A 25,364-nucleotide genomic window follows, 5' to 3' on the forward strand; every position below is an offset into this window, starting at 1 on the left:
AAAGGGCTGTTTAGGGGGTCCCTTGAATTGCAGCATTTCCCTGACGCCAAGGCCGTAGTTCGCGCCCTTTCGCCGGACGAGCCCGTCATTCTGAACCGCCCCCACGCTGCGGCGCGCGCGGCGCGGTTCTTCGTCGAGAAATTTCCCGGCAAGTCGCTCTATGCGGTCAAGGCCAATCCCTCGCCCGACCTGATCCGCGTGCTGTGGGAAAGCGGGGTGACGCATTACGACGTCGCCTCGATCACCGAAGTGCGGCTCGTGCGCGGCTTGCTGCCCGATGCCACGCTGTGCTTCATGCACCCGATCAAGGCCCCCGGCGCGATCCGTGAGGCGTATTTCGATCACGGCGTGCGCACGTTCAGCCTCGATTCGTCTGAAGAGCTGGCAAAGATCGTCGAAGCGACCCGCGGTGATGACGGCGTGGCCGCGCGCGATCTGCGCTTGTGCATCCGCCTGCGCGTCTCGAGCGAATATTCCGAACTCTCGCTCGCATCGAAATTCGGCTGCGACCTGACCGAGGCGCCGTTGCTGTTGCGCGAGGCGCGCCAATATGCCGACTGGCTGGGCGTGTGTTTCCATGTCGGCAGCCAGGCGATGACACCCTTCGCCTTCGTTCAGGCGCTGGACCGCACCCGCGCGGCGATCGCCGAAGCGTCGGTCGTGATCGACATGGTCGATGTCGGCGGCGGCTTTCCGAGCGTCTATCCCGGCCTCGAACCGCCGCCGCTCGAAGATTATTTCGCGCTGATCCACCAGCATTTCTACGCGCTGCCGATCGCCTACAATGCCGAATTGTGGTGCGAGCCCGGTCGCGCGCTATGCGCAGAATACAGCAGCCTGATCGTGCGCGTAGAGAAGCGCCGGGGCGAGGAGCTCTACATCAATGACGGCGCCTATGGCGCGTTGTTCGATGCCGCGCATGTGGCGTGGAAATTCCCCGTCCGCGCGCTCGAGGACGATCTCATCAACCCGGACATGGACTTCGCCTTCTACGGGCCGACCTGCGACGATGCGGACTATATGCAGGGCCCCTTCGTCCTGCCGTCCGACATCCAGGCGGGCGACTATATCGAGATCGGGATGCTCGGCGCATACGGCGCCGCGATGAAGACCGACTTCAACGGCTTCGGCGCGACCCGCCATGTGATTGTGGAGGACGAGCCGATGGCCAGCCTCTACGACGGCAGCCGCGCCCGCGTGGCGAGCGATAACGTGGTGAGCTTGCGGTAGCGCGTGCAGCGCGGCAAAGTCGCGCTATGTGCAATCTCTACCGCATGACCAGGAACGTTGACGAGGTCGCGCTCTGGTTCGATGCCGTTGAGGCATCGCAGGGCGCGAATTTCGCTGGCGAGGTCTATCCTGGCTATCCCGGTGTCGTCATCGCGGAAGGAGCGGTGCGCCGCATGAACTGGGGCTTTCCCTTGCAGATGAAGGGGAAAGGCGGCCAACCGCTTAAACCCCGCCCGGTCAACAACACCCGCACCGACAAGCTCGACAGCTTCTTCTGGCGCTACAGCTTCGAGGAGCGGCGTTGCCTGATCCCGGTCACCGCCTGGGCGGAGGCCGAAGGCGCGAAAGGGCGCAAGACGCGGACCTGGCTGTCACGGTCGGATGCCGAGTTGATCGCGGTCGCCGGAATCTGGCGCACCAGCGAGGAGTGGGGTGACGTCTATTCCATGGTGATGACCGACAGCGCAGGCGTCGCGGCGGAATGCCATGATCGGATGCCGGTTCTGCTGGGAAGGGATGATTGGGCAGGCTGGACCGATGGCTCGACCGAAGATGCGCGCGCGCTTTGCGTGCCGTGGACCGGCCCGCTCGAAATCGAGCGGACCGAAGACCCGTGGACGAAACGGGCCTAGCGCGACCTCACCCGTATTGCTCCCGATGCGCGTCGAGCACCGGCTTCACCCGGCCCAGCGCCGCACCGATGAGATCGGGAAATTCCCCCTCGTCGAGTTCCAGCACCGCATTATGCGCGGCGGCGATGCGGGTTGTGTCGGCCCATTCGACGCCCAGCGCGATCGCCCATTCGCGGAAGAGGTCAGCCGCGCCCGCTTCGGGGATGAGCGCCTTCTTCAAGGTCGGATGGAAGCTCAACCGCCCGGTCATCGGCAGCAGCGACAGGGGCGGCCCCTTGGCGAGATAGACCAGCGTATCGTCGACATGCAGCGTCCCGCTCGCCCGATGGAGCGCGAGGACGGACGAGAAATGGACGCTCTCGTCCGAACAGATCAGCGGCACGCCTTCGGGAGTCGAAAAGGCGAAATCGGCCCCGTAACGCTCCGCCAGCGCCACATCCTCGCAACGCGTCTCCTGCCACGGTAGCGTGGGCAGGTGCTCGGCATGGCGCGCCGTGCCGTAGAGTTTCGCTGCCGGAAAGGCCGCGTGCATCCACTCGCAATGAAGCGTGTGGAAGGGGTGGAGGTTGAGGATCGCCTCGACCCTCGCATCGCCGACGATCCGCAGAACTTCGCGATGCACGTCTGCCGGTAATGTGTAGCTGTCGAGAAAGACGAAATTGCCGTTCCCGAGCCGCACCAGCGAGGCCTGCGTTCCCAGATCGACGAGGCCGCCGATCTTGCATTCGCCCGTGATGCGCCAGAACCCGTCCGCCAAGTGCTCGATCGCTTCGGCCATGCCTGTCTATTCCTTTTCGAAGCCGACGAAGCGCGCCGCCTCGTCCACGGGTTTGCGCTCGCTGACGACGGCGTTGGCGGGGAAATCCTCGTCCGGCCAGCCCATCGCCACCGCCTTCATGATGACCTGATCGTCGGGGATGCCTGCATATTTGCGCACCACCGGGCTCTGCATGATGCCTTGCGAATTGATGACGCAACCCAGTCCGCGCGACCATGCGGCGTTGACGAGTGCGGTGGTGACGGCGCCGCAATCGAAGGCGGTGTCATCGCTTCCGCCAAGCTCGCGATCATAGGTCACGATCACGCAGACCGGCGCATCGAACTGGCGAAACCCGCGCAGCACCCAGTCCTGCCGCGCTGCCTTGTCGTCTCGCTCGATCCCCATGGCCGAGAACAATTGCTTGGCGACGCCGATCTGGCGTTCGCGATGGACGCCCGCGAACGGCTCGCCCCGGCGGAATTCGCGGCTGTCGGGCTCGCCTGCCAGAATACGCTCGGTATTGCCCTTGCGGATACGGTCGAGCGGCTCGCCGGTGATGACGTGGAAATGCCAAGGCTGGGTGTTCATCGAAGTGGGCGAGCGCATGGCGAGCGCCAGTATCTCCTCTATCAGATCGCGCGGCACGGGCTTGTCGAGATAGCCCCGGATCGATCGGCGCGAGGTGACGATGTCGGCGTAGGTCTGGGTCGGGTTTCCGCTCATGCGACCGCTCTAGCCGCCGCAGGCCGCGCCGCCAAATCCCTTACGGCACCGGCAGGCCGTCACGGCCGCGCCCGTGGCAGGCAGCGGCCCTGCGACGGCGCGGGAAAGGTCTGGCAGTCGAAGAAGATCGCCTCGCCATTGCCGGACCGAGCGGGAAGGAAGCTGAAGCGCAGCGCCTGTCGTGCCTCGGAGGTGAGGGGCAGGGCGGAGGGGATCGCCGCATTCTCGCTCCACCCATAGACCTGGCAGAAACCTTCGCCCCGGCACAGGGCGCGGGCGCGCTCAACCAACGCATCGGGGGCGTCCCCGCGCGTGACGAGGACGAAATGGACGCGCGGATCGCCGGAAGACGGCGCGGTCGGCGCATCCGCCCGCTCGACGATGCGGGGACGGTCTCCATCGCCTGCCGTGATCGTGCGCGTCGCGGTGCCGTCCTCGGTGAAGGAGGGCCGGGGCAGTTCGGGCCGCTCGATCGCTTCGGCCATTCTTTCGAGGCCCAGCGGATCGGGTTCGCCGCCGCGATAGCGCGCTGCCAGCGCCTGCGCCGTGCCCCAGAAACCGCGCCAGCGATAGAAGATATGCGGGCCCACGACCGCGACCTTGTCCAATTGCGGGCTCCACCACGGCCAGACGTATTCGGCGTGATAGTGGGTGGCGTTGCCGACCGGCGCGTGGACGTATCCTCCCAGCGCCTCGGCGGCGCGGCGGCGGGCGGCGCCCATGGCGGCGGGGGTATGGGTGCGGGCGAGCGATCCATCACAAGTGAAGCTGAACTGGCACCCGGTCGCGCGCTCCGACCCTTCGAAGACGACGCCGCACACCGTGCCGGCGAAAGCGGGATGGCGCACGCGATTGAGGACGACCTGCATGACGGCGCGCTGGTCCGCATCGCCCTGGCCCGCTTCGGCAAGCGCCGCCAGAGCGAGACATCCGGTGGCGCGTTCGCGGTCGACGCCATTGCCTGCGAAGGAGAACGGCGCGGCTTTCCCGACTCCGATGGTTGCCAAGGGCACGGCGGCGTTGCGCTCGCGCGCGGCATCGGGGCCGAGCCGCGACCAGACCACGCCCGCATCCTTTGCATTCGCGGGCAGCGCCTCGAGCGGGGGTGGGGCGGTGGAGCTTGCTGGCGCGCCGGAAACCGTCACGGCCACGGTGGGGGCCGCGTCGCGCTCTCCTTCGCCGAACACCGCCAGAGCCAGGAAGGTCAGCAGCAGGATTGCCCCCACTGCGAACAGGGGCAGATTGTCCCGCACAGGCGAAGGAGGCAGGGCGGCCATGGTGGATAGATGGGACGTGAGCGGCGCGGTGAAAGCCTGGCGCCCGGATTATTCGCAGAGCTTACCGGTGCGTTCGCAAAAGCTGCGCTTCACCTCGCGCTTGTAATCGACACCGGCCAGATCTTCCATCACGGCAGCCATCACCATCGGCGCGGCGGCGCGATGGTTTGCCGCGGCCGGGCTGCGTTCGAATGCGGCGATCGCGCGCAAATCCTCCACCGACAGCGCGGTTGCCAGAGCCTGCGCTTCCGCCTCCAGCGCGGCCTTGCCCAGCGCATCGGCCCGTTCACGACCGATGGCTCGCAGGCTTGCCTGCTCCTCTTCGGTCAGATCGGGCGCATCGGCGAGTATCGCCTCGACCTCGGCGCCTGTCTGCAATGGCCCGATCGTGGCGAGGAATGAATGACCGGCAATCTCGCGTGCGAGAATAAGCCCTTCGTCTTCGGCAATGGGCTCGGACGCGAAGAGCGGCGAAGCCACCAGCGCGCTGGCCAAGGCAAGGGGCAGCACGAGACGGTGCGAGTTCATGCCGCCTGCCGGAGTTCCAGTTCCATCCGGTCCCAGATCTCGACCAGCGCATCGCCCAGTTCGTGCATCATTTCGACCGAATGGGCCGGGCCGGGGGTGAATCGCAGACGCTCGGTCCCACGCGGCACGGTGGGGAAATTGATCGGCTGGACGTAGACGCCGTATTCGGCGAGCAGGATGTCGCTGATCTTCTTGGCGCGCACCGGATCGCCGACCATCAGCGGGACGATATGGGTGGTCGAATCCATCACCGGCAGCCCGCGTTCGCGCAGGATCGACTTGAGCATGGCGGCAGCCGCCTGCTGCGCATTGCGCTCCTCGCTCGATTCCTTCAGATGCTTCACCGCCGCCAGCACGCCCGCGACCAGAACGGGCGAGAGCGAAGTGGTGAAGATGAAGCCGGGGGCATAGCTGCGGATGCAGTCGATCACGCGGGTATCGGCGGCGATATAGCCGCCCATCACGCCGAACGCCTTGCCCAGCGTCCCTTCGATGATGTCGATCCGGTGCGCCGCCTCGTCGCGTTCCGAAATGCCGCCGCCGCGCGCGCCGTACATGCCGACGGCGTGGACCTCGTCGATATAGGTCAGCGCGTTGTATTTCTCGGCCAGGTCGCAGATCGCGTGGATCGGGGCGACGTCGCCGTCCATCGAATAGACGCTCTCGAACGCGATCAGCTTGGGCACGTCCGCATCCTCGGCGGCGAGCAGCGCTTCGAGGTGGTCGAGATCGTTGTGGCGGAACACCCGCTTCTCGCAGCCCGAATTGCGGATGCCCGCGATCATGCTGGCGTGGTTCAGCTCGTCGGAGAAGATCACGCAGCCCGGCAGCAGCTTGGCGAGCGTCGACAGTGTGGCGTCGTTCGAGACATAGCCGCTGGTGAAGAGCAGCGCGCCTTCCTTGCCGTGCAGGTCGGCGAGCTCGCGCTCCAGCTCGACATGCAGGTGGGTGTTGCCGCCGATATTGCGCGTGCCGCCCGATCCGGCGCCGACATCGTGCAGCGCCTCTTCCATGGCAGCGATCACCTTGGGATGCTGGCCCATGGCGAGGTAGTCGTTGGAGCACCAGACCGTGATCGGTTTCGGCCCGTTATGGCCGTGGAAGCAGCGCGCGTTGGGGAAGGCGCCCTTGTTGCGCATGATGTCGATAAAAACGCGATAACGGCCCTCCGAATGGAGCCGGTCGATCGCCTGGTCGAAAATGTGTCCGTAGTTCACGCGCGTATCGCTCGTCCAACGCCGCGCTTTGGGCGGCCGTCATGGAAATGCCATCTAGGCCTTCGCGATGGGTTTCGCCACAGCGATCTTTGCGAACGATTCGCAGGGAATAGCGGGTTTCAGAACCGTACCAGCCGCTCGATTCCGTGCCGGGCAAAGGCAGGGGCGAGCCGGTCGAAATCCTCCGCCACCCCCGTGGTGACTGCGAAATCCGGTACGGTCCTCGCGAAATCCTGCCCGTCGAGAAGGCTGGCGATCCGGCGCGCGATTCCCGCAGCGCCGTGCACGAAGCGCACCCCGGGCCCGAAGGCCTCTCGCAATTCGGGTTCGAGCAGGGGGAAGTGGGTGCAGGCCAGAACGACCGTGTCGAGATTCTCGCCGCCGGGTTGCAGCACCAGCCCCTTGGCGGCGTTCGCCACGGCATCCACGCTCACCGCATCGCCGCGCAGCTTCGCCTCGCCCAGCGCGACCAGATCGTTGGCGCCGTAACGCAGCAGCGTCTTGTCCTTCGCGAATGCGTTCTCGAGATCGTCGACATAACGCTGGCGCACGGTCGCTTCGGTGCCGAGCAGGCCGATCGTGCCGGTTTCGGTCATTGCGGCGGCGGGCTTGATCGCAGGCACGGTGCCAACGATCGGCGTCTCCAGCACCTCGCGAACCATGCCCAGGGCGATCGTGCTGGCGGTGTTGCAGGCGATGCAGATGAGGCGCGGCTGATAGCGTTCGGCCATGCGCCCCAACAGGCCGGAAACGCGCGCGGCCACCTCCGCCTCGGTCTTCGAACCATAGGGCAGGCCGGCGATATCGGCGGCGTAGATTACCGGCGCCTGCGGCAGGAGCGCGCGCAGTTCGGCCAGCACGGTCAGCCCTCCGACACCGGAATCGAACAAGAGGATGGGGGCCGATGCCGATGGAGCGGATATGGGGCTTTCTGACAAATCCGTTCGTCCTGAGCTTGTCGAAGGACCGTCCTTCACTTTACAGCCCTGCGCTAGAAGAAAGAACAGGGGTTCGACAAGCTCGGCCCGAATGGAGATCCCGGTGGACACCATCCTTGCCGCGCTGCTCGGCTATCTGATCGGTTCGATTCCCTTCGGCCTCCTGCTGACGAGAGCGGCGGGGCTGGGCGACGTGCGCAAGCAGGGCAGCGGCAATATCGGCGCCACCAACGTGCTGCGCACGGGCAACAAGAAACTGGCGGCGGCGACCCTGCTGCTCGATCTCGTCAAGGGGCTGGTGCCGGTGCTGCTGGCGGGCGCATTGTGGGGCGAAGTGGCGATGGCCTTTGCCGCCGGGGCCGCCGTGATCGGCCATTGCTACCCGGTCTGGCTCGGCTTCAAGGGCGGCAAGGGCGTGGCGACCAATGCGGGTGTCAGCTTCGGCCTCGCCTGGCCGATCGGGTTGGTCTACGCCGCCGTCTGGCTCGGCGTTCTGGCAGCTTTTCGCATCTCCTCGTTCGCCGGGATGTGCGCGGTGGTGGCCGCCGCCGCCGCCGCTCCCCTGTTCGGGTATCCGCAATTCTTCCCCGTCCTGGCGGCGATCGCGGTGCTGGTGATTTACCTCCACCGCGCCAATATCGCCCGGCTGATGCGGGGTGAGGAACCGAAGGTGGGCGGCAAGAAGTGACGCTGACCCAGGCCGAGGCTTTCGCACGCATCCGCCTGCTGCGAAGCCCCCGCATCGGCCCTGTCAGCTATGCGCAGCTCCTGGCGCGCTATGGCGATGCGAATGCGGCGCTGGAGGCGCTGCCCGAGATGGGCAAAAGCGGCGGGCAGAGCTATCAGGCGGCCCCGCGCGAGCGTGTCGAACGCGAAGTCGATGCGGTGCGGCGCGCGGGCGCCAAATACCTCTTCCACGATCAGCCGGACTATCCGGCCCTGCTGCGCGAGATCGATGGGGCGCCGCCGATCCTGACCTTTCGCGGCGACCTCGCGCTGGCTTCGGCCCCGTGTGTCGCCGTGGTCGGTGCGCGCAATGCGAGCGCGGCGGCGGTCAAGCTGGCGCGCGATTTCGCAGGCGCGCTGGGCGAGGTGGGCTTCACCGTCGTCTCGGGCCTCGCGCGCGGAATCGACGGCGCGGCGCATGAGGGCGCGTTCCCGCGCACGATCGGCGTGATCGCCAGCGGGATCGACATCGCCTATCCGCCGCAGCACCGCGACTTGCAGGAGCGCATTGCGAGCGAAGGCCTGCTGATCGCCGAACAGCCCCCCGGCACCGAGCCTCGCGGCAGCCATTTCCCCAGCCGCAACCGCATCATCGCCGGATTGGCCTCGGGCACGCTCGTGGTCGAAGCGGCGGTCAAGTCCGGCAGCCTCATCACCGCAAGGCTGGCGGGCGAGGCGGGGCGCGAGGTGATGGCGATCCCCGGTTCCCCGCTCGAGCCGCGCAGCCACGGCTGCAACCACCTGATCCGCGAGGGCGCAGTGCTGGTCAATTCGCCCGAGGATGTGGTGGAATTGCTGACCGGTTTCGACGGCAGCCCGCGATCGACCTTCCGCGAGCCGGTGGGCGCGTTCGACCATGCGCCGGAAGAACTGGCAGAGGCGGAACCGGCGGACATTGCCGCCCTGCTGACCACCGCGCCAGTTTCGGTGGACGAGTTGATCCGACAATCAGGCGCAGGCGCGGCGGCGGTGCAACTGGCGCTGCTGGAACTGGAAATCGCCGGAAGACTGGAGCGCCACGCCGCGGGGCGGGTGAGTCTTCGTGGCTGAAAGGATGGGCAGCCCGATCTCGGATCAGGTCCGGGATGGCGAAGCGGGTTTCATCGTCTCCCTCATTCCTCGTCGCCCCGGACTTGATCCGGGACAGTGCTGTTCTCAGCACTGAGCGATGGACCGCGCACGACATGGCGGCTGGGTATACATCCTTGCGAACCGGTATCGCGGTAAGCTCTATGTCGGCGTAACATCCGATCTGGCTGCCCGCACCGCAGCCCATCGGGTAGGACACGGATCGGAATATTGTGCAAAACATGAGATCGATCGATTGGTCTGGGCGGAATTCACCGAACCGATCGACGTGGCGATCGCTCACGAAAAGCGCCTCAAGCGCTGGCGACGCGAGTGGAAGATCGCGTTGGTCGAAAAGGCGAACCCGGAATGGCGCGACCTGTTCGATGATCTGAACCAGTAGTGCGGAAGGCAGCGTAGCCCCGGATCAAGTCCGGGGCGACGATACCCAAATGCGGTGCCCTAATCCTCACCGTCGCCCCGAACTTGATCCGGGGTTGCGCTTTCTTCCTACCAACTCCGACAATCCCGCTTGACGCCGCTCTCACCCGATCCCCATTTTCGCGCGTATACGCACATACGCACGTAAGGGACGGCTCTTTCATCCATGCAACTCGTCATCGTTGAATCACCGGCGAAAGCCAAAACCATCGAGAAATATCTCGGCAAGGACTTCAAGGTCCTCGCCAGTTACGGCCATGTCCGCGATCTGCCGCCCAAGGATGGCAGCGTGCGCCCGGACGAGGATTTCGCGATGGACTGGGAACTCTATCGCGACAAGCAGAGCCGCTTCAAGGAAATCGCCGACGCCGCCAAGAAGGCCGATCGCCTGGTCCTCGCCACCGACCCCGATCGCGAGGGGGAAGCGATCAGCTGGCACGTCCGCGAGCTGCTCAACAACCGCAAGGCGCTGCCCGCCAAGGTCGATCGGGTGACCTTCAACGCAATCACCAAGCCCGCCGTGACCGAGGCGATGAAATCCCCGCGTGAGCTCGACCAGCCCCTGATCGACGCCTATCTGGCGCGCCGCGCCCTCGACTATCTTTACGGCTTCACCCTGTCGCCCGTCCTGTGGCGGCGCCTTCCGGGCGCGAAGAGCGCGGGCCGCGTCCAGTCGGTCGCGCTGCGCCTCGTCTGCGAGCGCGAGCGTGAGATCGAGGCCTTCCGGCCTGACGAATATTGGAGCGTCCTTGCGAAATTGCAGCATGACGGGACCGCCTTCGATGCGCGGCTGGTCAAATTCGACGGCAGGAAGCTGGAAAAGCTGACGCTCGGCGACGAGGGCAGCGCCATGGCCGCGAAAAAGGCCGTCGAGGACGGGCGCTTCACGGTCGAGGAGGTCGAGACCAAGCCGCTGAAGCGCAATCCCGCGCCGCCCTTCACCACCTCGACCTTGCAGCAGGAGGCGGCGCGCAAGCTCGGCTTTTCCGCCAGCCATACGATGCGGCTGGCCCAATCGCTCTACGAGGCGGGCGCGATCACCTATATGCGGACCGACGGCGTGCAGATGGACATGAGCGCCATCATGGCTGCGCGCGACGCCATCGTGGAGCGGTTCAGCGACGATTATCGCCCGGAGAAACCGCGCTTTTACAGCACGAAGGCGAAGAATGCTCAGGAAGCGCACGAAGCGATCCGGCCGACCGATTTCCGCAAGGATCGCGCAGGCTCGGGCGACGAGGCCAAACTCTACGACCTGATCTTCAAGCGCGCCATGGCGAGCCAGATGGCGACCGCCCAGCTCGAACGCACCACCGTCACCCTGCGCGATGCGACCGGCCAGCACGAGCTTCGCGCCACTGGCCAAGTGGTGAAGTTCCCCGGTTATTTCGCTGTTTATCAGGAAGGTAGGGACGACAGCGAAGACGAGGACGAGGGGTTACTCCCCATCCTTCGCAAGGGCGACGCGCCGAGCAAGACGGCGGTCGAAGCCAATCAGCATTTCACCCAGCCGCCACCGCGCTTTTCCGAAGCGTCGCTGGTCAAGCGGCTGGAGGAACTCGGTATCGGGCGCCCTTCGACCTATGCCAGCACCATCCAGACGCTACGAGACCGAGCCTATGTCAGGATGGAGAAAAACCGTTTCTTTGCAGAAGAGTCCGGGCGGTTATTGACGGCGTTTCTCGAGCGATTCTTCCCGACCTACGTCGCGTATGATTTCACCGCCGGGATGGAGGACGAACTCGACGAGGTCAGCGCGGGTAACGAGGCCTGGAAGAAGCTGCTCGAAGCGTTCTGGAAGGACTTCAAGCCCAAGACCGAAGAGGTGATGGAGAAGAAGCCGTCCGAGGTCACCGAGGTGCTGGACGAGTATCTCTCCGACTTCCTCTTCCCCGAACGCGCCGATGGGAAGGACCCGCGCTTCTGCCCGCTCTGCGAACAGGAAGGCCGCGATGGCGGGCGGCTGGCCCTTAGGGGCGGGCGCTATGGCGCCTTCGTCGCCTGTGCGAATTATCCCGAATGCAAATACACTCGCCGCTTCGCCCAGCCGGGCGCGGATGGCGAGGACCCGGCCGATGACGGCGTGATGGGCGAGGACCCGGAAACCGGCCTGCCGATCGAGCGCAAGAGCGGTCGGTTCGGCCCCTATGTCCAGCTCGGCGAGGGCAAGGAGGCCAAGCGCGCGAGCATTCCCAAGGACCTCGACGATTTTGATCTCGAATGGGCGATCAAGCTGCTCGGCCTGCCGCGCATCGTCGGCGCGCATCCCGAAACGGGCAAGGAAATCGAAGCTGCGATAGGGCGTTACGGGCCGTATCTGCGGCATGATGGCAAATACGGGAAGCTGTCGAACACGCGCGAAGTGTTCGAAGTCGGGATGAACCGCGCGGTCGATATCCTCGCCCAGGCCGCCAATCGTGCCGGCGGCGGGCGCGGCAAGGCGGAGCCGATCAAGTCGCTAGGCGAACATCCCACCAGCGGCGGCGAAATGAAGGTGATGCCGGGCCGCTACGGCCCCTATGTGACCGACGGCACCACCAATGCGACGATCCCCAAGGACATGAAGCCTGAGGATCTGACGGAGGCGCAGGCCATCGAACTGATCGACGCGCGCGCGGCCAAGGGACCTGCGAAGAAGAAGCGCAAGGCCCCGGCGAAGAAGAAGGCCCCGGCGAAGAAAACGGCTGCCAAGAAGGCTCCGGCCAAGAAACCCGCCGCCAAGAAGAAGGCCGCAGCGAAGAAGGACGCCGAGTGATGGCGAAGGAGTTTTTCGAACGCCATAAGCAGCCCTGGAAGGCCGACGAGGCTGGCCAGCTTCGTATGCTGGCTGGCAAGGGCAAGGGCCTCAAGGAAATCGCCAAGGCGATCGGCCGAAGCGAGGAATCGACCAAGGATTTCGCCAAGAAGAACAAGATCGAGATTTTGAAGAAGCGGTAGCAGCGAAGGGCGTTCGGTCATGGTGGATGCGCAAGGCCCCGGTGCGAAATCAGGGCCGAACTCAATAGCGGACGGTGCGCCCGCCCTCGCTCCAGAACCCGGCAGCGACGGACTGCCCATGCCACGGCGAATCTGGGCGATCTGCGCGATAAGCTTCGGCACCGCCCTGTTCGTGGTCGATGGCGCGGTAGCGAACGTCGCCCTGCCGACCATCGCGCGCGATCTTTCGGTCAGCACCGGAGCGGCGACCAACGTCGTCACAATCTACCAGCTGGTGATGGTCATGGTCTTGCTGCCCTTCGCCACGATCGGCGACCGGATCGGCCATCGGCGCCTTTACCAGATCGGTCAGATCGTCTTTTTCGCCGCATCCGCCGCAGCGTTTTTGATCGATAGCTTCTGGCAATTGATCGCGGTGCGCGTGGTGCAGAGCTTCGGTGCGGGGATCGCGCTGGCTGTATCCGCCGCGATGCTGCGCGCGATCTATCCGGCAAAAAGCCTCGGCAGCGGGCTCGGTATCAACAGCGTGATCGTGGCGACCGCTTACGCCATCGCGCCGACGCTGGGCGGTTTCATCGTCGAGCATCTCGACTGGCGCTGGGTTTTCGTCGCCGCCGCGCCCCTGGCGCTGGTATCGCTGGCGATCGGGCGCTTCCTGCCCGACCCCGAACCGCGAAAGGGCCGGATCGATGCGGTCAGCGGCGTGTGGAGCGCGGTGACCGCGATGCTGCTGATCGGCGGGCTGACGCTGGCGACGCATGACCGGATCGTGCCGGGTCTGGCGGCGGTCGTGCTGGGGATCGTCTCCGCCTTTCTCCTGACGCGACGCGAGAGCACGAAGGAGCGCCCGGTCCTCCCCGTCGATCTGATGCGCCGCCCCGTCATCGGCCTTTCGGTGCTGGCTGCGGTCTGTGCCTTCGTGGCTTCGGCGATGCTGATCGTGGCGCTGCCGTTCCGCTTCGAACAGGGCATGGGCTATTCGCCCGACGAGGTCGGCTTGCTGATTGCGCCTTTCCCGCTCACCATGCTGGTCGTCGCTCCGGCGGCGGGCTGGCTGTCCGATCGGATATCACCCTCGGTGATGGGGGTGGTGGGAATGGGGATCGCGATCGCGGGCCTGGTGGCGCTGGCTTTCATGCCCGATCAGGCAGGGGCGGTAGGGATAGCCTGGCGCCTGTCGATCTGCGCGCTGGGTTTCGGCCTGTTCCTCGCCCCCAATTCGCGGTTGATGATCGGCAGCGCGCCGAAGGATCGCAGCGCGGCAGCGGGTGGTATACTTTCGACCGCGCGCCTCTTCGGCCAGTCGACCGGCGCGGCGGTGGTGGGTCTGCTTCTGGCACTGGGCCTTGGCCTGGGCGCGACACCCTATTCGGTGGCGCTGGCCTTCTGCGTATTGGCGATGGCGTGCAGCGCTTGGCGCTTCAAGGCGACCGGGGCGACGATCGTGCGAAAGCCCCAGCATCCCGATACGGTGCGCTGACGGGGCCGATCTACCGCACCCAGTCCAGCCCCATCTCCTCGAACATCTCCTTGTCCTCGCTCCAGCGTTCGTCGGTCTTGACGTGGAGGAAGAGGTGGACCTTGCGACCGAGTAACTCACTCAGCTCCTCGCGCGCGGCCTGGCCGATCTCCTTGATGCGGCTGCCGCCCTTGCCAAGGACGATAGCGCGCTGATTGTCGCGCATGACCACGATCTGCTGGTGGATCTCGACGCTGCCGTCCTTGCGTTCGACGTATTTTTCCGGCCGCACCGCGCTGTCATAGGGCAGTTCCTCGTGCAGCTGGCGATAGAGCTGTTCGCGGGTGATCTCGCAGGCCAGCAAGCGTTCGCTCGCATCGCTCACCTGATCTTCGGGATACATCCACGGCGCATCCGGCATCATCGCGGCGAGCGCATCCTTCATCTCCGGCACCCCATCCCCCGTCAGGGCCGAGATGAAATAGACCTCGGTAAAATCGACCTTCTCGCCCAGCTCCTGCGCCAAAGCGAGCAGCGGTTCCTTCCTGGCCCGATCGACCTTGTTCAGCACCAGGATCTTGCGCTCGGGGCGACCAGCGATCTGTTCGATCAGCGGTTCGAGTTCGTGGCGGCGCTGCTTGATCGGATCGACCAGCAGCAGCACCGCATCCGCCGCTTCCGCGCCTTCCCACGCCGCGCTCACCATCGCGCGGTCCAATCGCCGCTTGGGCGCGAAGATGCCGGGCGTGTCGACCAGGATCATCTGCGTGTCGGGATCGGTATCGGGGTGCAGCGCGATGCCCATCATGCGCGCGCGCGTGGTCTGCGCCTTGGCCGATGTGATCGCGACCTTCTGGCCGACCAACTGGTTCACCAGCGTGGATTTGCCCGCATTGGGCGCGCCGATCACGGCGACGATCCCGCATCTGGTATGACTATCGCTCACCCGTATTTCTCCATGAATGTCTTGGCCGCAGCCTTTTCCGCTTCGCCCTTGCTGCCGGCGGTGGCCTGCGCCTCGCCGACCTTGTGGACCTTGACCCGGACCGTGAATTTCGCCGCGTGATCGGGGCCGGACCGGTCGACGACTTCGTATTCCGGTGGCTTGCGCTGATTGCCTGCGGCCCATTCCTGAAGCGCGCTCTTGGGGTGCTTGGACTTGCCCGCACCGCTTTCGAGCGCGGGGCGCCACAATTGGTGGACCAGATCGCGCGTCGGGCCGAACCCGTGTTCGAGAAAATGCGCGCCGAGCAGCGATTCCATCACATCGCCAAGGATATTGTCGCTGTCGCGACCGCCATCGGAACTCGCCTGTTTCGAGATACGGATATGCGGCGCAAGGTCGATGCCGCGCGCGATTTCCGCGCACATGGCGCGGCTGACAAGCGCATTTAGGCGCTGCGACAATTTGCCTTCCGGCGCTTCGCTGCGTTCGAACAGCCAGTCCGCGATGGCGAGGCCGAGGACCCGGTCGCCCAAAAATTCGAGCCGTTCGTAATCGCGCTTCTCCCCCATGCTGCCATGGGTGAGCGCGGCCTGCCACAATGCCGGATCGCCGACCGTGTATCCGGTCCTCTCCAGCCATTCGCGGGCTTCGGATGTCAGTTCGCTCACAGTCCGTCTCCGATCCGGTCCCAGCGCGCGGCGGTGAACCATGTCCAGGGTTTTGCCCATTGGGCGCTTCCGTCGGTCGAGAACAGTATCATGCTCGCGCGCCCGACCAGCAGGTCCGTGGGTACGAGGCCCACGCCGCCGTTCGCAATGGCGGGATAGCGGCTGTCCTGCGAATTGTCGCGATTGTCGCCCGTGACGAACAGGCGCCCCTCGGGCACGGTGACGGGACCGAAATCGTCCGCCGGACCGGTGCCGAGATCGATCACGCGGTAGCTGCGCCCGTTCGGCAGGGTTTCGACCGCGCTGGCATAGTCGCACACATTGCCTTGCGGCGTCAGCCGTTCGCGTGCGGCTGGATGGCAGCGCGTATTGGCCGAGAGCGGAACGGACATCTCCGTTTTGGCGGTCTGCGGAACGATTCGTCCGTTCAGGATCAGCCGCCCCCGGCGCATCTCGACGGTATCGCCGGGAAGGCCGATCACGCGCTTGATGTAATCGACATCGTCGACCGGATGGCGAAATATCGCGACGTCGCCGCGCTCTGGCAGATGGGCGAAGATACGGCCGGGCGGTAGTGGGGCCGCGAACGGCAGCGACAGCCGCGAATAGCCATAGGGCCATTTCGCCGCGATCAGATAATCGCCGTTCCTGAGCAGCGGCATCATGCTTTCGCTCGGGATGGTGAAAGGCGCGAACAGCAGCGTGCGGAACAGGACGACCGCCAGCACCAGCTTCGCCACGAAAGCCAGCAAGCCACCCCAGCCTTCGCCCGGTTTCGGTTCGCTTTGCGGATCTTTGGGCAAGGGCCGGGTCCCTTCCGGTGCAAGCGTGGCGCTCATGCTCATGTGAGCGAGGGTTCGGGCTTGTCCATCATCGCAGCGACCCCTAGTCCCAGGGGGAACGCCACGAAAGGGTTTTTGCATATGTCCGCTTCCTCCCGCCACGCCGCTGCATCCGATGTCTGGGCGCGGATCGAGGCGTTGCCGCGCCCGACTTTGGGCGAACTCTTCAGCAAGGAACGCGACGGCGGCGAGGGCGGTGACGAACCGGCGGGGGAGGATCGCGTCGCGATGCTGTCGGGCCGGATCGAATGGGGCGCGGACGAGACGGCTGGCGGCGTGCTGTTCGACTGGTCGAAGACCCATCTCGACAGCGTGCTTCTGGACAATTTCGAAGCGCTCGCCGAAGCGCATGATTTTACCGGACGGCGTGACGCCCTGCTCGGGGGCGAGAGAGTCAACGTCACCGAGAATCGCGCCGCCACCCACACGGCGGAACGCGGCATCGGCAAGGACGCGCATGTCGAGGAAGCCGCCGCCTTGCGCGACCGGATGCGCCTGCTGGTGCAGGCGGTCCATCAGGGCGCGCTGGGCGAGGTCAAGCATCTGATCCATATCGGTATCGGCGGCAGCGCGTTGGGACCGGCGCTGGCGGTGGATGCGCTGGCGCGCGATTTCCCGCTGGTGGATGTGCATGTCGTCTCGAACATCGACGGCGTTGCGCTGGAGGCGGCCTTCGCGGCCTGCGATCCCGCGACGACCATGATCGCAGTGGCCAGCAAGACCTTCACTACGATCGAGACGATGACCAACGCCAACAGCGCGCTGACCTGGCTGAAGGATAACGGCGTCGCCGATCCCTCAGGCCGGGTCGTCGCGCTGACGGCCAGCCCGGAAAAGGCCGTCGAATGGGGCGTGGACGAGACTCGCGTCCTGCCCTTCATGGAAAGCGTCGGCGGGCGGTATTCGCTGTGGTCGTCGATCGGCTTCCCGGTCGCGATCGCGGTCGGGTGGGACGATTTCGAAGCGATGCTGGCGGGCGCGCAGGCGGTCGACCGGCATTTCGCGGAAACGCAGGGCCGCGCCAATCTGCCGCTGCGCGCTGCCTTCGCGGACCGGTATTATGCGCGCATCCGCGGCTGCCAGACCCGCGCGGTCTTCGCCTATGACGAACGTCTCGGCCTGTTTCCCGACTATCTCCAACAGCTCGAGATGGAATCGAACGGCAAGCGCGTTACGAGCGACATGCAGCCGGTGGACGAGCCGACCGCGCCGATCACCTGGGGCGGGGTGGGCACCGATGCGCAACACGCGGTGTTCCAGCTGCTGCATCAGGGCACGCATCTGATCCCGGTCGACTTCATCGCCAGCGTGGCACCGGGTGACGCGCTCGACCCGGCGCATCACCGCATCCTGTTGATGAACTGCTTCGCGCAAGGGGCGGCCCTGATGAAAGGCGATCCGGGCAATGATCCCGCCCGCCATTTCCCCGGCGACCGGCCGAGCGCCACCATGCTGGCCGACGATCTCGACGCGGCGGCCCTGGGCGCGCTGATCGCCTTCCACGAACACCGCACCTTCGCCAACGCCGTCCTGATGGGGATCAATCCCTTCGACCAGTTCGGCGTCGAGCTGGGCAAGAGCATGGCCAAGGCGATCGAGCGCGGGGGCGAGCGGTTCGATGCGAGCACCGAGGCGCTGCTGGAGGCGGCGGGGATGAAGGCATGAGCGCGCTCACCCGCCTCGCGCTGCTACCCGCCGCGCTGATCGCATCTACCATGGCCATGCCCGCGCTGGCCCATGGGCCGGAGCGTATCCTGTTCATCGGCAACAGCTTCACCCAGGGCGCGAACAGCGCGGTGCTGCGCTATCGCCCCGACAGCGTCGAGGATCTGAACGCCGAAAAGCCCGACGACCGCGTCGGCGGCATTCCCGCGCTGTTCGCCAAATTCGCCGAGCAGGCGGGCATGGAATGGTCGGTCGCCCACGAATTGCGCGGCGGGACCACGCTAGACTTCCATCTCAACGAGAAGCGCGAGGCGATCGATCAGGGCTGGGATGTGGTCGTGATGCAGCAATTTTCGACGCTGAATCCCGAGCGCCCGCTCGATGCCACCGACACGCGCCGCGATGCGCCCGCGCTGGCGAAGATGTTCACCGCGGCCAAGCCCGACGTGCGCGTCTATCTGATGTCCACCTGGAGCCGCGCGGACCAGACCTACAAGCCGAACGGCCACTGGTACGGCCAACCGATCGAGACCATGGCGCTCGACCTCAGGCGAGAGCTGGACGCGGTGGATAGGGCGAGCGACGATATCGACGCGGTCATTCCGGTGGGCGAGGCCTGGAACGCGGCCATCGCGGCGGGGATCGCCGACCCCAACCCCTATGATGGGCGCGATTACGGCACGATCGACCTGTGGAGTTACGACCACTATCACGCCAGCGCCGAAGGATCGTACCTCGAAGCGCTGACGGTCTTCGCGCAGATAACCGGCTACGACGTCCGCAAATTCGGCGGGACAGAGCGCGCGGCGCACGAGCTGGGTATCGAGGGCAAGGTGGCCGAGCAATTGCAGGCGATCGCCGCGCGTCAGGTCGGTATTGCGAACCCCTGACATAACATAAGCGAGGTTCGGGACCGTAAGTCATTTCGCACCGTTGGGCGGTCATGACACTGACACTGGACCGTGCGGCGAGCGATACGATCGGCGAACCCGATTCTATCGAAGCCGCTTTTAAAGCCTTCATTGAGGCCGCCGACTTTCCCTGCGTCGGAGCGAAATCGGCTTCCGCGCGTGGCAATCTGACCATGGTGCGCGCGCGCGACCTGCGCAGCGGGTGGAACGACCTCGAAGTCCACGAACAACTGCTGGACTGGGCCGCCGCGCATGGCGAAGACGATGGCGCGCTCCACAGCTTCGCGGTTCTGTTCCAGGGTCCGGATAACCTCGACGAAGATGCCTTCGAACGTCTGATGTGGGAACGTATCCAGTCCTTCGCCGACAAGGATGCCTGGCTCGGCCAGCGATACGCAGGCACGGTCAGCCGCGATCCGCAGGACCCGCATTTCGCGCTGAGCTTCGGCGGGAAGGCCTTCTTCGCGGTCGGCCTGCACCCCCACGCTTCGCGTCCGGCGCGCCGTTTCGCGCATCCCGCCATCGTGTTCAACCCGCACGACCAATTCGAACGGCTGCGCGATCAGAACCGTTACGGGCGGATGCGCGAAGCGATCATGGCGCGCGACGCGAAGCTGGCCGGATCGACCAATCCGATGCTGGCCGATCACGGCGATGCGAGCGCGGCGCCGCAATATAGCGGCAGGCTGGTCGGTGAGGACTGGAAATGCCCCTTCAGGGACAAGCGCTCGTGAGCGGAACGGTCGAAATCCCGCCGCGTTCGGGCGCGGCCTTCGTGCTCGAAACGGGCCAGACGCTGATCGTGACCGATCCCGGCGGCCAGCAGGTCGCCGATCTCCTCGCCTATGCGAAGGACGATGTGCGCGAGGTCGTCAGCAATGGACGCACTTTCGATTACGAGGAGACGATCGCGCTGACCACGGGAAACACTTTATGGTCCAACCGTTCGAACCGGATGCTGACCATCGTGGAAGACAGCGTGGGTCGCCACGATTTCCTGCTGACCCCGTGCAGCGAGGCGACCTTCAAGCATTTCTACCCGACCAAGCCGGTTCATCGCGGATGCTTCGGCAATCTCGCCGCAGCGCTCGAACCTTTTGGCGTGGAACCTGACGCCATTCCCACCGCCTTCAATGTGTTCATGAACGTGCCCGTGGATGGCGCGAGCGGGCGGCTGCGTGTCGATCCGCCGACCAGCAAGCCGGGCGATCATCTCGCGCTGCGCGCCGAAATGGACCTCGTGATCGGCCTCACGGCGTGCAGCGCCTATGATTCCAACGGCGGGAGCTTCGGCCCGATCGAATACCGTATAGAAGGATGATCGCGGCAGGCTCGCATAAAGGCCGGATGCGCGTCGGGTGGACAATATCGCCGATGGAGCCGAAGAGGCGACATGAGTTCCGAGCCGCCGCCCGCTTCCGTTCCGCCCCTGCGCATCCAGGAAAACCTGCTCGCGCGTAGCGAACGGCGCTTGCTGAACGCTATCTGCGCCCGCCTGCCGGGCTGGGTCACGCCCGACATGATGACCTTTACCGGCATGGTGGGGGCGGTGCTCGTCTTCTCGGGCTATCTGCTCAGCAATCTGGGCGAGGATTGGCTGTTCCTCGCCATTGCGGGCTATGCGGTGCAGTGGTTCGGCGATTCCACCGATGGAAGCCTCGCGCGCTTCCGCAAGATCGAACGCCCGCGTTTTGGCTATTTCCTCGACCATAGCTGCGACGGGCTGGCGACGTTACTGGTGCTCGCGGGGATCGGCCTGTCGCCTTATGTCGAACTGGAAGCGGCACTGGTCGCGCTGGCGGGCTATCTCCTCCTCTCGATCCACGCCTTCCTGCGCGTCAGGGTGCTGAGCGAGATGAAACTGTCCTACCTCGCCGCCGGGCCGACCGAGCTGCGCTTCCTGTTGATCGGCTTCACGCTGGCGATGATGGCGTTCGGCAGTGAAGGGCAGGGCTGGTTCGGGCGTATTTCCGGATTCGATATTTTCACCGCGTCTGCGGGCACGATCATGATCGTCCTGTTCGTCCACCAGACACTGGTGACTGCGCGGCGATTGGCGGTGGAAGAGCCCGCGCGCAACGCGGAATGGCGCGGGCGCAGTTGAGCAGTGCTTGACTTTAGGCTCGGCCGCGCCCACTTGGCGGTCACCGAAGCGCGCTAGCCAGCGTGAAGCGGCGCAGGGCGAGATAGCCGGCGCCCCGGCCGCGCCTCGGAAATTTCCCAGACTTCCCTTTTCACGCGGGTGGTTTTCAAACCCCGCGACCGCGCGCCCGTTCGGCGCGCGCGCCGCATTTCATGCGAGTTTTCATGACACAGTTTTCCGATCTCGGGCTTTCGCAGCCCGTCCTCCAGGCCCTTGACCTCAAGGGCTATACGACGCCGACGCCGATTCAGGCGCAGGCGATCCCGCCCGTTCTGTCGGGCCGCGACCTGCTCGGCATCGCACAGACCGGCACGGGCAAGACCGCGGCCTTCATGCTGCCCAGCATCGATCGCCTGCGCGAAGCGGACAAGCAGACCCCATTCAAATCCTGCCGTATGCTGGTGCTCGCCCCGACGCGCGAACTGGCCGGGCAGATCGCCCAGAGCGCCAAGGATTACGGCGCGCTTGCCGGTCTCAAAGTGCATTCGATCGTCGGCGGCACTTCGGTCAACAAGGACCGCAACAAGCTGCATCGCGGGACCGACATTCTCGTCGCGACGCCGGGCCGCCTGCTCGACCTGATCGACCAGAAGGCGTTCAATCTGAACGGCGTCGAAGTACTGGTGCTGGACGAGGCGGACCAGATGCTCGATCTCGGCTTCATCCACGCGCTGCGCAAGATTCACCAGCTCGCGCCGAAGGAGCGCCAGACGCTGTTCTTCAGCGCGACGATGCCGAAGCAGATCAAGGAACTGGTCGGCGCCTATTGCCACGATCCCGTCCAGGTCAGCGTGACGCCCGAAAGCACGACCGCCGAGCGGATCGAGCAGTATCTCTTCATGGTCCAGCAGGACGAGAAGCAGAGCCTGCTCGAACTGATCCTGTCGGGCCGCCATCAGGTCCCCGGCAAGATCGAGCGCGTGCTGATCTTCGCCCGTACCAAGCATGGTTGCGACCGGGTGGTGAAGAAGCTGGCGCAGACCGGCATCCAGGCCAACGCGATCCACGGCAATAAGAGCCAGCCGCAGCGCGAACGCGCGCTCGACGAGTTCAAGCGCGCCAAGACGCCCGTGCTGATCGCGACCGACGTGGCCGCGCGCGGGATCGACATTCCGGGCGTCAGCCACGTCATCAATTACGAGCTGCCCAACGTGCCCGAACAATATGTCCACCGCATCGGCCGCACCGCGCGCGCCGGGGCGGACGGCATTGCGATCGCCTTCTGCGCCGAGGACGAACGCAGCTATCTCAAGGACATCCGCAAGACGACGGACGCCGAGTTCGAGCGCCTTCCCTTGCCGGACAATTTCCGTGCCGTGGTCGAAGGGGTCGGTCCGACCAAGCCGCCGCCCAAGCAGCAGCGCATGGCCCGCCCCAAGGTTACGCCCTCTGGCGATGCGGCCAAGCGCAAACCGAACCCCAAGCATGGGGCCCGCAAGGGTCGCCCGCAGGGGGCTGGCCAGGGTTCCGGCCAGGGTTCGGGCGGCCAAGGTTCTGGCGGCCAGGGCGGCGGCAATCGCAATCGCAACCGGCGTCGCCGGAGCGGTGGCGGCGGGGGTGGGGCGCCGCGCGGCTAGGGATCAGCGGGACGCATCGGCCAGCAGGCCGGAGGCGTCCCGTCCATCCGGCTCCGGTGAAACCAGCCGCAGCTTGGCGAAGGCTTCTGGCTGGTTATCGGCCAGCCATTCCAGCATCCCTTCGCGGATATCGCATCTGAGGTCGAACAGGGTGGGCGAATCCTTGGCGCTCATCAACAGCCGCACCTCGATCGCGTCGCGGGTCGTCTCGGTCACCTGAGTCACCTGCACGCGGCCGTCCCAGCGTGGATTTGCCCGCACCTGTCTTTCGAACTCGCTACGGATCGGGCCGATCCGGGTGGACGGGTCGAGATAGAGGAATACGGTCCCAAGCAGCTGCGCGGTCTTCTTGGTCCAGTTCTGGAACGCGCTTTCGAGAAATTGCGAAGTCGGCACGATCAGCCGCCGCTCGTCCCAGATCTTGACCACGACATAGGTGGTGCGGATATCCTCGATCCAGCCCCATTCGCCCTCTATGATGACCACGTCGTCGATATTGATCGGTTCCGTCATCGCCATTTGCACGCCCGCGATCAGGCTCTTGAGCGCCGGCTGCGCGGCGGCACCCACGGCCAGGCCCGCCAAACCCGCCGAAGCGACAAGCGTAACTCCGATGTCGCGCACGCCGGGGATCGACAGCAGCACCAGGCCCACGGTCACGAACACGATGATGAACGTGGCGATCCGGTTGAACATGGTCAGCTTGGTGCGGCGGCGGCGCGCGGCGAGATTGTCCGCCACGCTGACATCCGCGCGCATCTTCATCGCATCGACCAGCGCATGAAGGATGGCGATCGCAATCCAGCCGACCAGGGCAGGCATCACGAATCCTGCCACCTTCTGCCATACGGTGTCGAAAGCCGGGATCTCGCGTGCGGTCATCACGAGCGCCAGAGCCACCAATGCGTAGCGGGTGGGGCGGGCAAGACGCCGGACCAGCACATCGTCCGATTCGCTATGCGAACCGCGGGCCAGGCGGCGCAACACGAAGAAGGCCGCTGCGTGGAGCGCCAGCGCGGCGAGGATTGCGATCGCGCCGTAGACGACGAGATCCCAGGGATAGGGCAGCAGTCCGGCAGTTTGGACCACGCGGTCGGAAATCGGGTCTTTCATGCTGTCTTCCGTTCGAAGCTTCGGATCGGTGCAGCATCCCCTCCCAAGGACGCATGACCAATGGGCGGGGCGCGCGGCGGGTTCCCGAGCACCGCATACCCCGTCGAGCTTGGCAATCGCGGTCGCGACCTCCATATCGCGCGCTCCCCCGCACCAGGAGCACCCGATGGCCGCGAACAGCGATACGACCGAATACGATTACGATCTCTTCACCATCGGCGGGGGATCGGGCGGCGTGCGCGCAAGCCGCGTATCCGCCGCGCACGGCGCCAAGGTGGCGCTGGCCGAAGAGCATCGGGTCGGCGGCACCTGCGTGATCCGCGGCTGCGTGCCGAAGAAAATGCTCGTCTATGGCGCCCATTTCGCCGAGGACCTCGAGGACTGCCAGAAATTCGGCTGGGAGATTGGCGAGCGCAAATTCGACTGGAAGGTCCTGCGCGACAATGTCCTTGCCGATGTCGACCGGCTGGAGGGCGCTTACACCGAAACGCTCGAAAACCACGATGTCACGATCTTCAAGGAACGGGCCGAGATCACCGGCCCGCACGAGATCACTCTGGCTAGCGGCAAGACCGTGACCGCCAGGCACATCCTGATCGCCACCGGTGCGCGGCCGCACATGCCCGAATGCCAAGGCGCGGACCACGCGATCAGTTCGAACGAGGCGTTTCATCTCGACGAATTGCCCAAGAAGATCATCATCGCGGGCGGTGGCTATATCGCCAATGAATTCGCGGGGATTTTCAACGAGTTCGGCTGCGACGTGCATATCGTCAATCGCGGCGATCGCCTGCTGCGCCATTACGACGAGGCGGTGCGCGATCGCCTGCTTCAGATCAGTACGATGAAGGGGATCAAGTTCCGCTTCAACACGACCTTCGAATATATCAAACCCTGTGACGAGGGCGGCTATTTCGTCAAATTGTCCGATTGCGAGGAGGAGCGGGCCGATCTCGTCATGTTCGCGGTGGGGCGCCTGCCCAACACGGAAGGGCTTGGGCTGGAGAATGCCGGGGTCGAGCTGGGCGATAAGGGCGAGGTCAAGGTCGACCGCTTCAGCAAGACCAATATCGATCACATCTATGCCGTGGGCGACGTGACCGATCGCGTGCAGTTGACGCCCGTCGCCATTCGCGAAGGCCAGGCCTTTGCCGACACCCTCTTCGGCAAGGGCGATCCGGTGGCGGTGGACCATGGTTGCATTCCGAGCGCCGTGTTCAGCCATCCGCCGATCGCGGCGGTCGGCATGACCGAGGGCGAGGCGAAGAATAAGCTGGGCAGCGTGAAGGTCTATCTCAGCGATTTCCGCCCGATGAAGAACGTGCTGGCGGGCCGCAACGAACGCAGCCTCATCAAGATGATCTGCGACGGGGAGAACGGCAAGATCGTGGGTATCCACATGATCGCGCCCGATGCGCCCGAGATGATGCAGGCGGCGGCCATCGCGGTGAAGGCCGGGCTGACCAAGGCGGATTTCGACGCCACCGTGGCGATCCACCCGACCATGGCGGAAGAAATGGTGCTGATGCGCTGATCCGCGCTCTGTGATTGGCAAGCGGTTCG

25 protein-coding genes are annotated in these 25,364 nt (G+C 65.3%); 15 read left to right on the forward strand and 10 right to left on the reverse strand.

Annotation, left to right across the window (positions count from 1 at the left end; genetic code table 11):
- The first annotated feature begins 27 nt into the window (after positions 1 to 27).
- Positions 28 to 1,230, forward strand: coding sequence for a type III PLP-dependent enzyme domain-containing protein (locus tag GRI47_RS02715; RefSeq protein WP_160659836.1), 1,203 nt, complete (start codon positions 28 to 30; stop codon positions 1,228 to 1,230).
- Between the two features lie 26 nt (positions 1,231 to 1,256).
- Positions 1,257 to 1,862: an SOS response-associated peptidase gene (locus GRI47_RS02720; protein ID WP_160659837.1), complete on the forward strand. Its 606-nt coding sequence runs from the start codon at positions 1,257 to 1,259 to the stop codon at positions 1,860 to 1,862.
- Positions 1,863 to 1,869: 7 nt separating this feature from the next.
- Here the strand turns inward: GRI47_RS02720 and GRI47_RS02725 are convergent, their stop codons facing one another.
- The 6 genes from GRI47_RS02725 to murI form a co-directional block, all read right to left on the reverse strand.
- Positions 1,870 to 2,640, reverse strand: a complete 771-nt coding sequence (locus tag GRI47_RS02725; protein WP_160659838.1) for a hypothetical protein — start codon at positions 2,638 to 2,640, stop codon at positions 1,870 to 1,872.
- Between the two features lie 6 nt (positions 2,641 to 2,646).
- Entirely contained in the window at positions 2,647 to 3,345 is a 699-nt protein-coding gene (locus GRI47_RS02730; RefSeq protein ID WP_160659839.1) for a nitroreductase, read from the reverse strand.
- Between the two features lie 59 nt (positions 3,346 to 3,404).
- Complete coding sequence (locus tag GRI47_RS02735) at positions 3,405 to 4,622, reverse strand: cell wall hydrolase (RefSeq protein ID WP_160659840.1); 1,218 nt, start codon at positions 4,620 to 4,622, stop codon at positions 3,405 to 3,407.
- A gap of 48 nt (positions 4,623 to 4,670) precedes the next feature.
- Positions 4,671 to 5,150 carry a hypothetical protein gene (locus GRI47_RS02740; protein WP_160659841.1) on the reverse strand — a complete coding sequence of 160 codons (480 nt, stop codon included), beginning with the start codon at positions 5,148 to 5,150 and terminating at the stop codon, positions 4,671 to 4,673.
- On the reverse strand, positions 5,147 to 6,367 hold the full coding sequence (gene hemA / locus GRI47_RS02745) for a 5-aminolevulinate synthase (protein ID WP_160659842.1): 1,221 nt from the start codon (positions 6,365 to 6,367) through the stop codon (positions 5,147 to 5,149). The genes GRI47_RS02740 and hemA overlap by 4 nt, the downstream gene beginning before the upstream one ends.
- 119 nt (positions 6,368 to 6,486) lie before the next feature.
- On the reverse strand, positions 6,487 to 7,257 hold the full coding sequence (murI, locus tag GRI47_RS02750) for a glutamate racemase (protein ID WP_419956980.1): 771 nt from the start codon (positions 7,255 to 7,257) through the stop codon (positions 6,487 to 6,489).
- A gap of 139 nt (positions 7,258 to 7,396) precedes the next feature.
- Here murI and plsY point away from each other — a divergent pair, with 139 nt between their 5' ends.
- From plsY to GRI47_RS02780, 6 genes are all read left to right on the forward strand, one after another.
- Positions 7,397 to 7,993, forward strand: a complete 597-nt coding sequence (plsY, locus tag GRI47_RS02755) for a glycerol-3-phosphate 1-O-acyltransferase PlsY (RefSeq protein ID WP_160659844.1) — start codon at positions 7,397 to 7,399, stop codon at positions 7,991 to 7,993.
- Positions 7,990 to 9,081 carry a DNA-processing protein DprA gene (gene dprA / locus GRI47_RS02760; protein ID WP_160659845.1) on the forward strand — a complete coding sequence of 364 codons (1,092 nt, stop codon included), beginning with the start codon at positions 7,990 to 7,992 and terminating at the stop codon, positions 9,079 to 9,081. Before plsY ends, dprA begins: the two co-directional genes overlap by 4 nt.
- A 118-nt stretch (positions 9,082 to 9,199) precedes the next feature.
- On the forward strand, positions 9,200 to 9,502 hold the full coding sequence (locus GRI47_RS02765; RefSeq protein ID WP_160659846.1) for a GIY-YIG nuclease family protein: 303 nt from the start codon (positions 9,200 to 9,202) through the stop codon (positions 9,500 to 9,502).
- A 204-nt stretch (positions 9,503 to 9,706) separates the two neighbouring features.
- Positions 9,707 to 12,295, forward strand: coding sequence for a type I DNA topoisomerase (gene topA / locus GRI47_RS02770; RefSeq protein WP_160659847.1), 2,589 nt, complete (start codon positions 9,707 to 9,709; stop codon positions 12,293 to 12,295).
- Entirely contained in the window at positions 12,295 to 12,477 is a 183-nt protein-coding gene (locus GRI47_RS02775) for a hypothetical protein (RefSeq protein ID WP_160659848.1), read from the forward strand. The genes topA and GRI47_RS02775 overlap by 1 nt, the downstream gene beginning before the upstream one ends.
- A gap of 118 nt (positions 12,478 to 12,595) precedes the next feature.
- Positions 12,596 to 13,957: an MFS transporter gene (locus GRI47_RS02780; RefSeq protein WP_237452599.1), complete on the forward strand. Its 1,362-nt coding sequence runs from the start codon at positions 12,596 to 12,598 to the stop codon at positions 13,955 to 13,957.
- 10 nt (positions 13,958 to 13,967) lie between these two features.
- On the opposite strand, the gene era is transcribed toward GRI47_RS02780, so the two are convergent.
- The 3 genes from era to lepB are packed head-to-tail and all read right to left on the reverse strand — an operon-like array spanning position 13,968 to position 16,389.
- A complete protein-coding gene (era, locus tag GRI47_RS02785) occupies positions 13,968 to 14,882 on the reverse strand; it encodes a GTPase Era (RefSeq protein ID WP_160659850.1) in 915 nt (304 codons plus the stop codon).
- Entirely contained in the window at positions 14,879 to 15,592 is a 714-nt protein-coding gene (gene rnc, locus GRI47_RS02790) for a ribonuclease III (protein ID WP_160661276.1), read from the reverse strand. Before rnc ends, era begins: the two co-directional genes overlap by 4 nt.
- Positions 15,547 to 16,389: a signal peptidase I gene (lepB, locus tag GRI47_RS02795; RefSeq protein ID WP_160659851.1), complete on the reverse strand. Its 843-nt coding sequence runs from the start codon at positions 16,387 to 16,389 to the stop codon at positions 15,547 to 15,549. Before lepB ends, rnc begins: the two co-directional genes overlap by 46 nt.
- Before the next feature lie 84 nt (positions 16,390 to 16,473).
- Between lepB and pgi the strand changes: the two genes are divergently transcribed.
- The 6 genes from pgi to GRI47_RS02825 all read left to right on the forward strand — a co-directional run bounded on the left by pgi (position 16,474) and on the right by GRI47_RS02825 (position 22,688).
- Entirely contained in the window at positions 16,474 to 18,057 is a 1,584-nt protein-coding gene (gene pgi / locus GRI47_RS02800) for a glucose-6-phosphate isomerase (protein WP_160659852.1), read from the forward strand.
- Positions 18,054 to 18,947, forward strand: coding sequence for an SGNH/GDSL hydrolase family protein (locus GRI47_RS02805; protein ID WP_160659853.1), 894 nt, complete (start codon positions 18,054 to 18,056; stop codon positions 18,945 to 18,947). Before pgi ends, GRI47_RS02805 begins: the two co-directional genes overlap by 4 nt.
- A 53-nt stretch (positions 18,948 to 19,000) precedes the next feature.
- The gene (gntA, locus tag GRI47_RS02810; protein WP_160659854.1) at positions 19,001 to 19,702 is read left to right on the forward strand and encodes a guanitoxin biosynthesis heme-dependent pre-guanitoxin N-hydroxylase GntA; all 702 of its coding nucleotides are present in this window, start codon (positions 19,001 to 19,003) and stop codon (positions 19,700 to 19,702) included.
- Positions 19,699 to 20,289 carry an urea carboxylase-associated family protein gene (locus tag GRI47_RS02815; RefSeq protein WP_337190625.1) on the forward strand — a complete coding sequence of 197 codons (591 nt, stop codon included), beginning with the start codon at positions 19,699 to 19,701 and terminating at the stop codon, positions 20,287 to 20,289. Before gntA ends, GRI47_RS02815 begins: the two co-directional genes overlap by 4 nt.
- Positions 20,290 to 20,361: 72 nt before the next feature.
- Positions 20,362 to 21,072, forward strand: a complete 711-nt coding sequence (locus tag GRI47_RS02820) for a CDP-alcohol phosphatidyltransferase family protein (protein WP_160659856.1) — start codon at positions 20,362 to 20,364, stop codon at positions 21,070 to 21,072.
- Between the two features lie 203 nt (positions 21,073 to 21,275).
- Positions 21,276 to 22,688, forward strand: coding sequence for a DEAD/DEAH box helicase (locus GRI47_RS02825; protein WP_160659857.1), 1,413 nt, complete (start codon positions 21,276 to 21,278; stop codon positions 22,686 to 22,688).
- A 3-nt stretch (positions 22,689 to 22,691) separates the two neighbouring features.
- On the opposite strand, the gene GRI47_RS02830 is transcribed toward GRI47_RS02825, so the two are convergent.
- Positions 22,692 to 23,801 (reverse strand): mechanosensitive ion channel family protein, encoded by a 1,110-nt coding sequence (locus GRI47_RS02830; RefSeq protein WP_160659858.1) that lies wholly within the window; start codon positions 23,799 to 23,801, stop codon positions 22,692 to 22,694.
- A gap of 166 nt (positions 23,802 to 23,967) precedes the next feature.
- Here GRI47_RS02830 and gorA point away from each other — a divergent pair, with 166 nt between their 5' ends.
- The gene (gene gorA / locus GRI47_RS02835; protein ID WP_160659859.1) at positions 23,968 to 25,335 is read left to right on the forward strand and encodes a glutathione-disulfide reductase; all 1,368 of its coding nucleotides are present in this window, start codon (positions 23,968 to 23,970) and stop codon (positions 25,333 to 25,335) included.
- Positions 25,336 to 25,364: the final 29 nt, after the last annotated feature.

Source organism: Qipengyuania pelagi, assembly GCF_009827295.1.
GTDB lineage: Bacteria > Pseudomonadota > Alphaproteobacteria > Sphingomonadales > Sphingomonadaceae > Qipengyuania > Qipengyuania pelagi.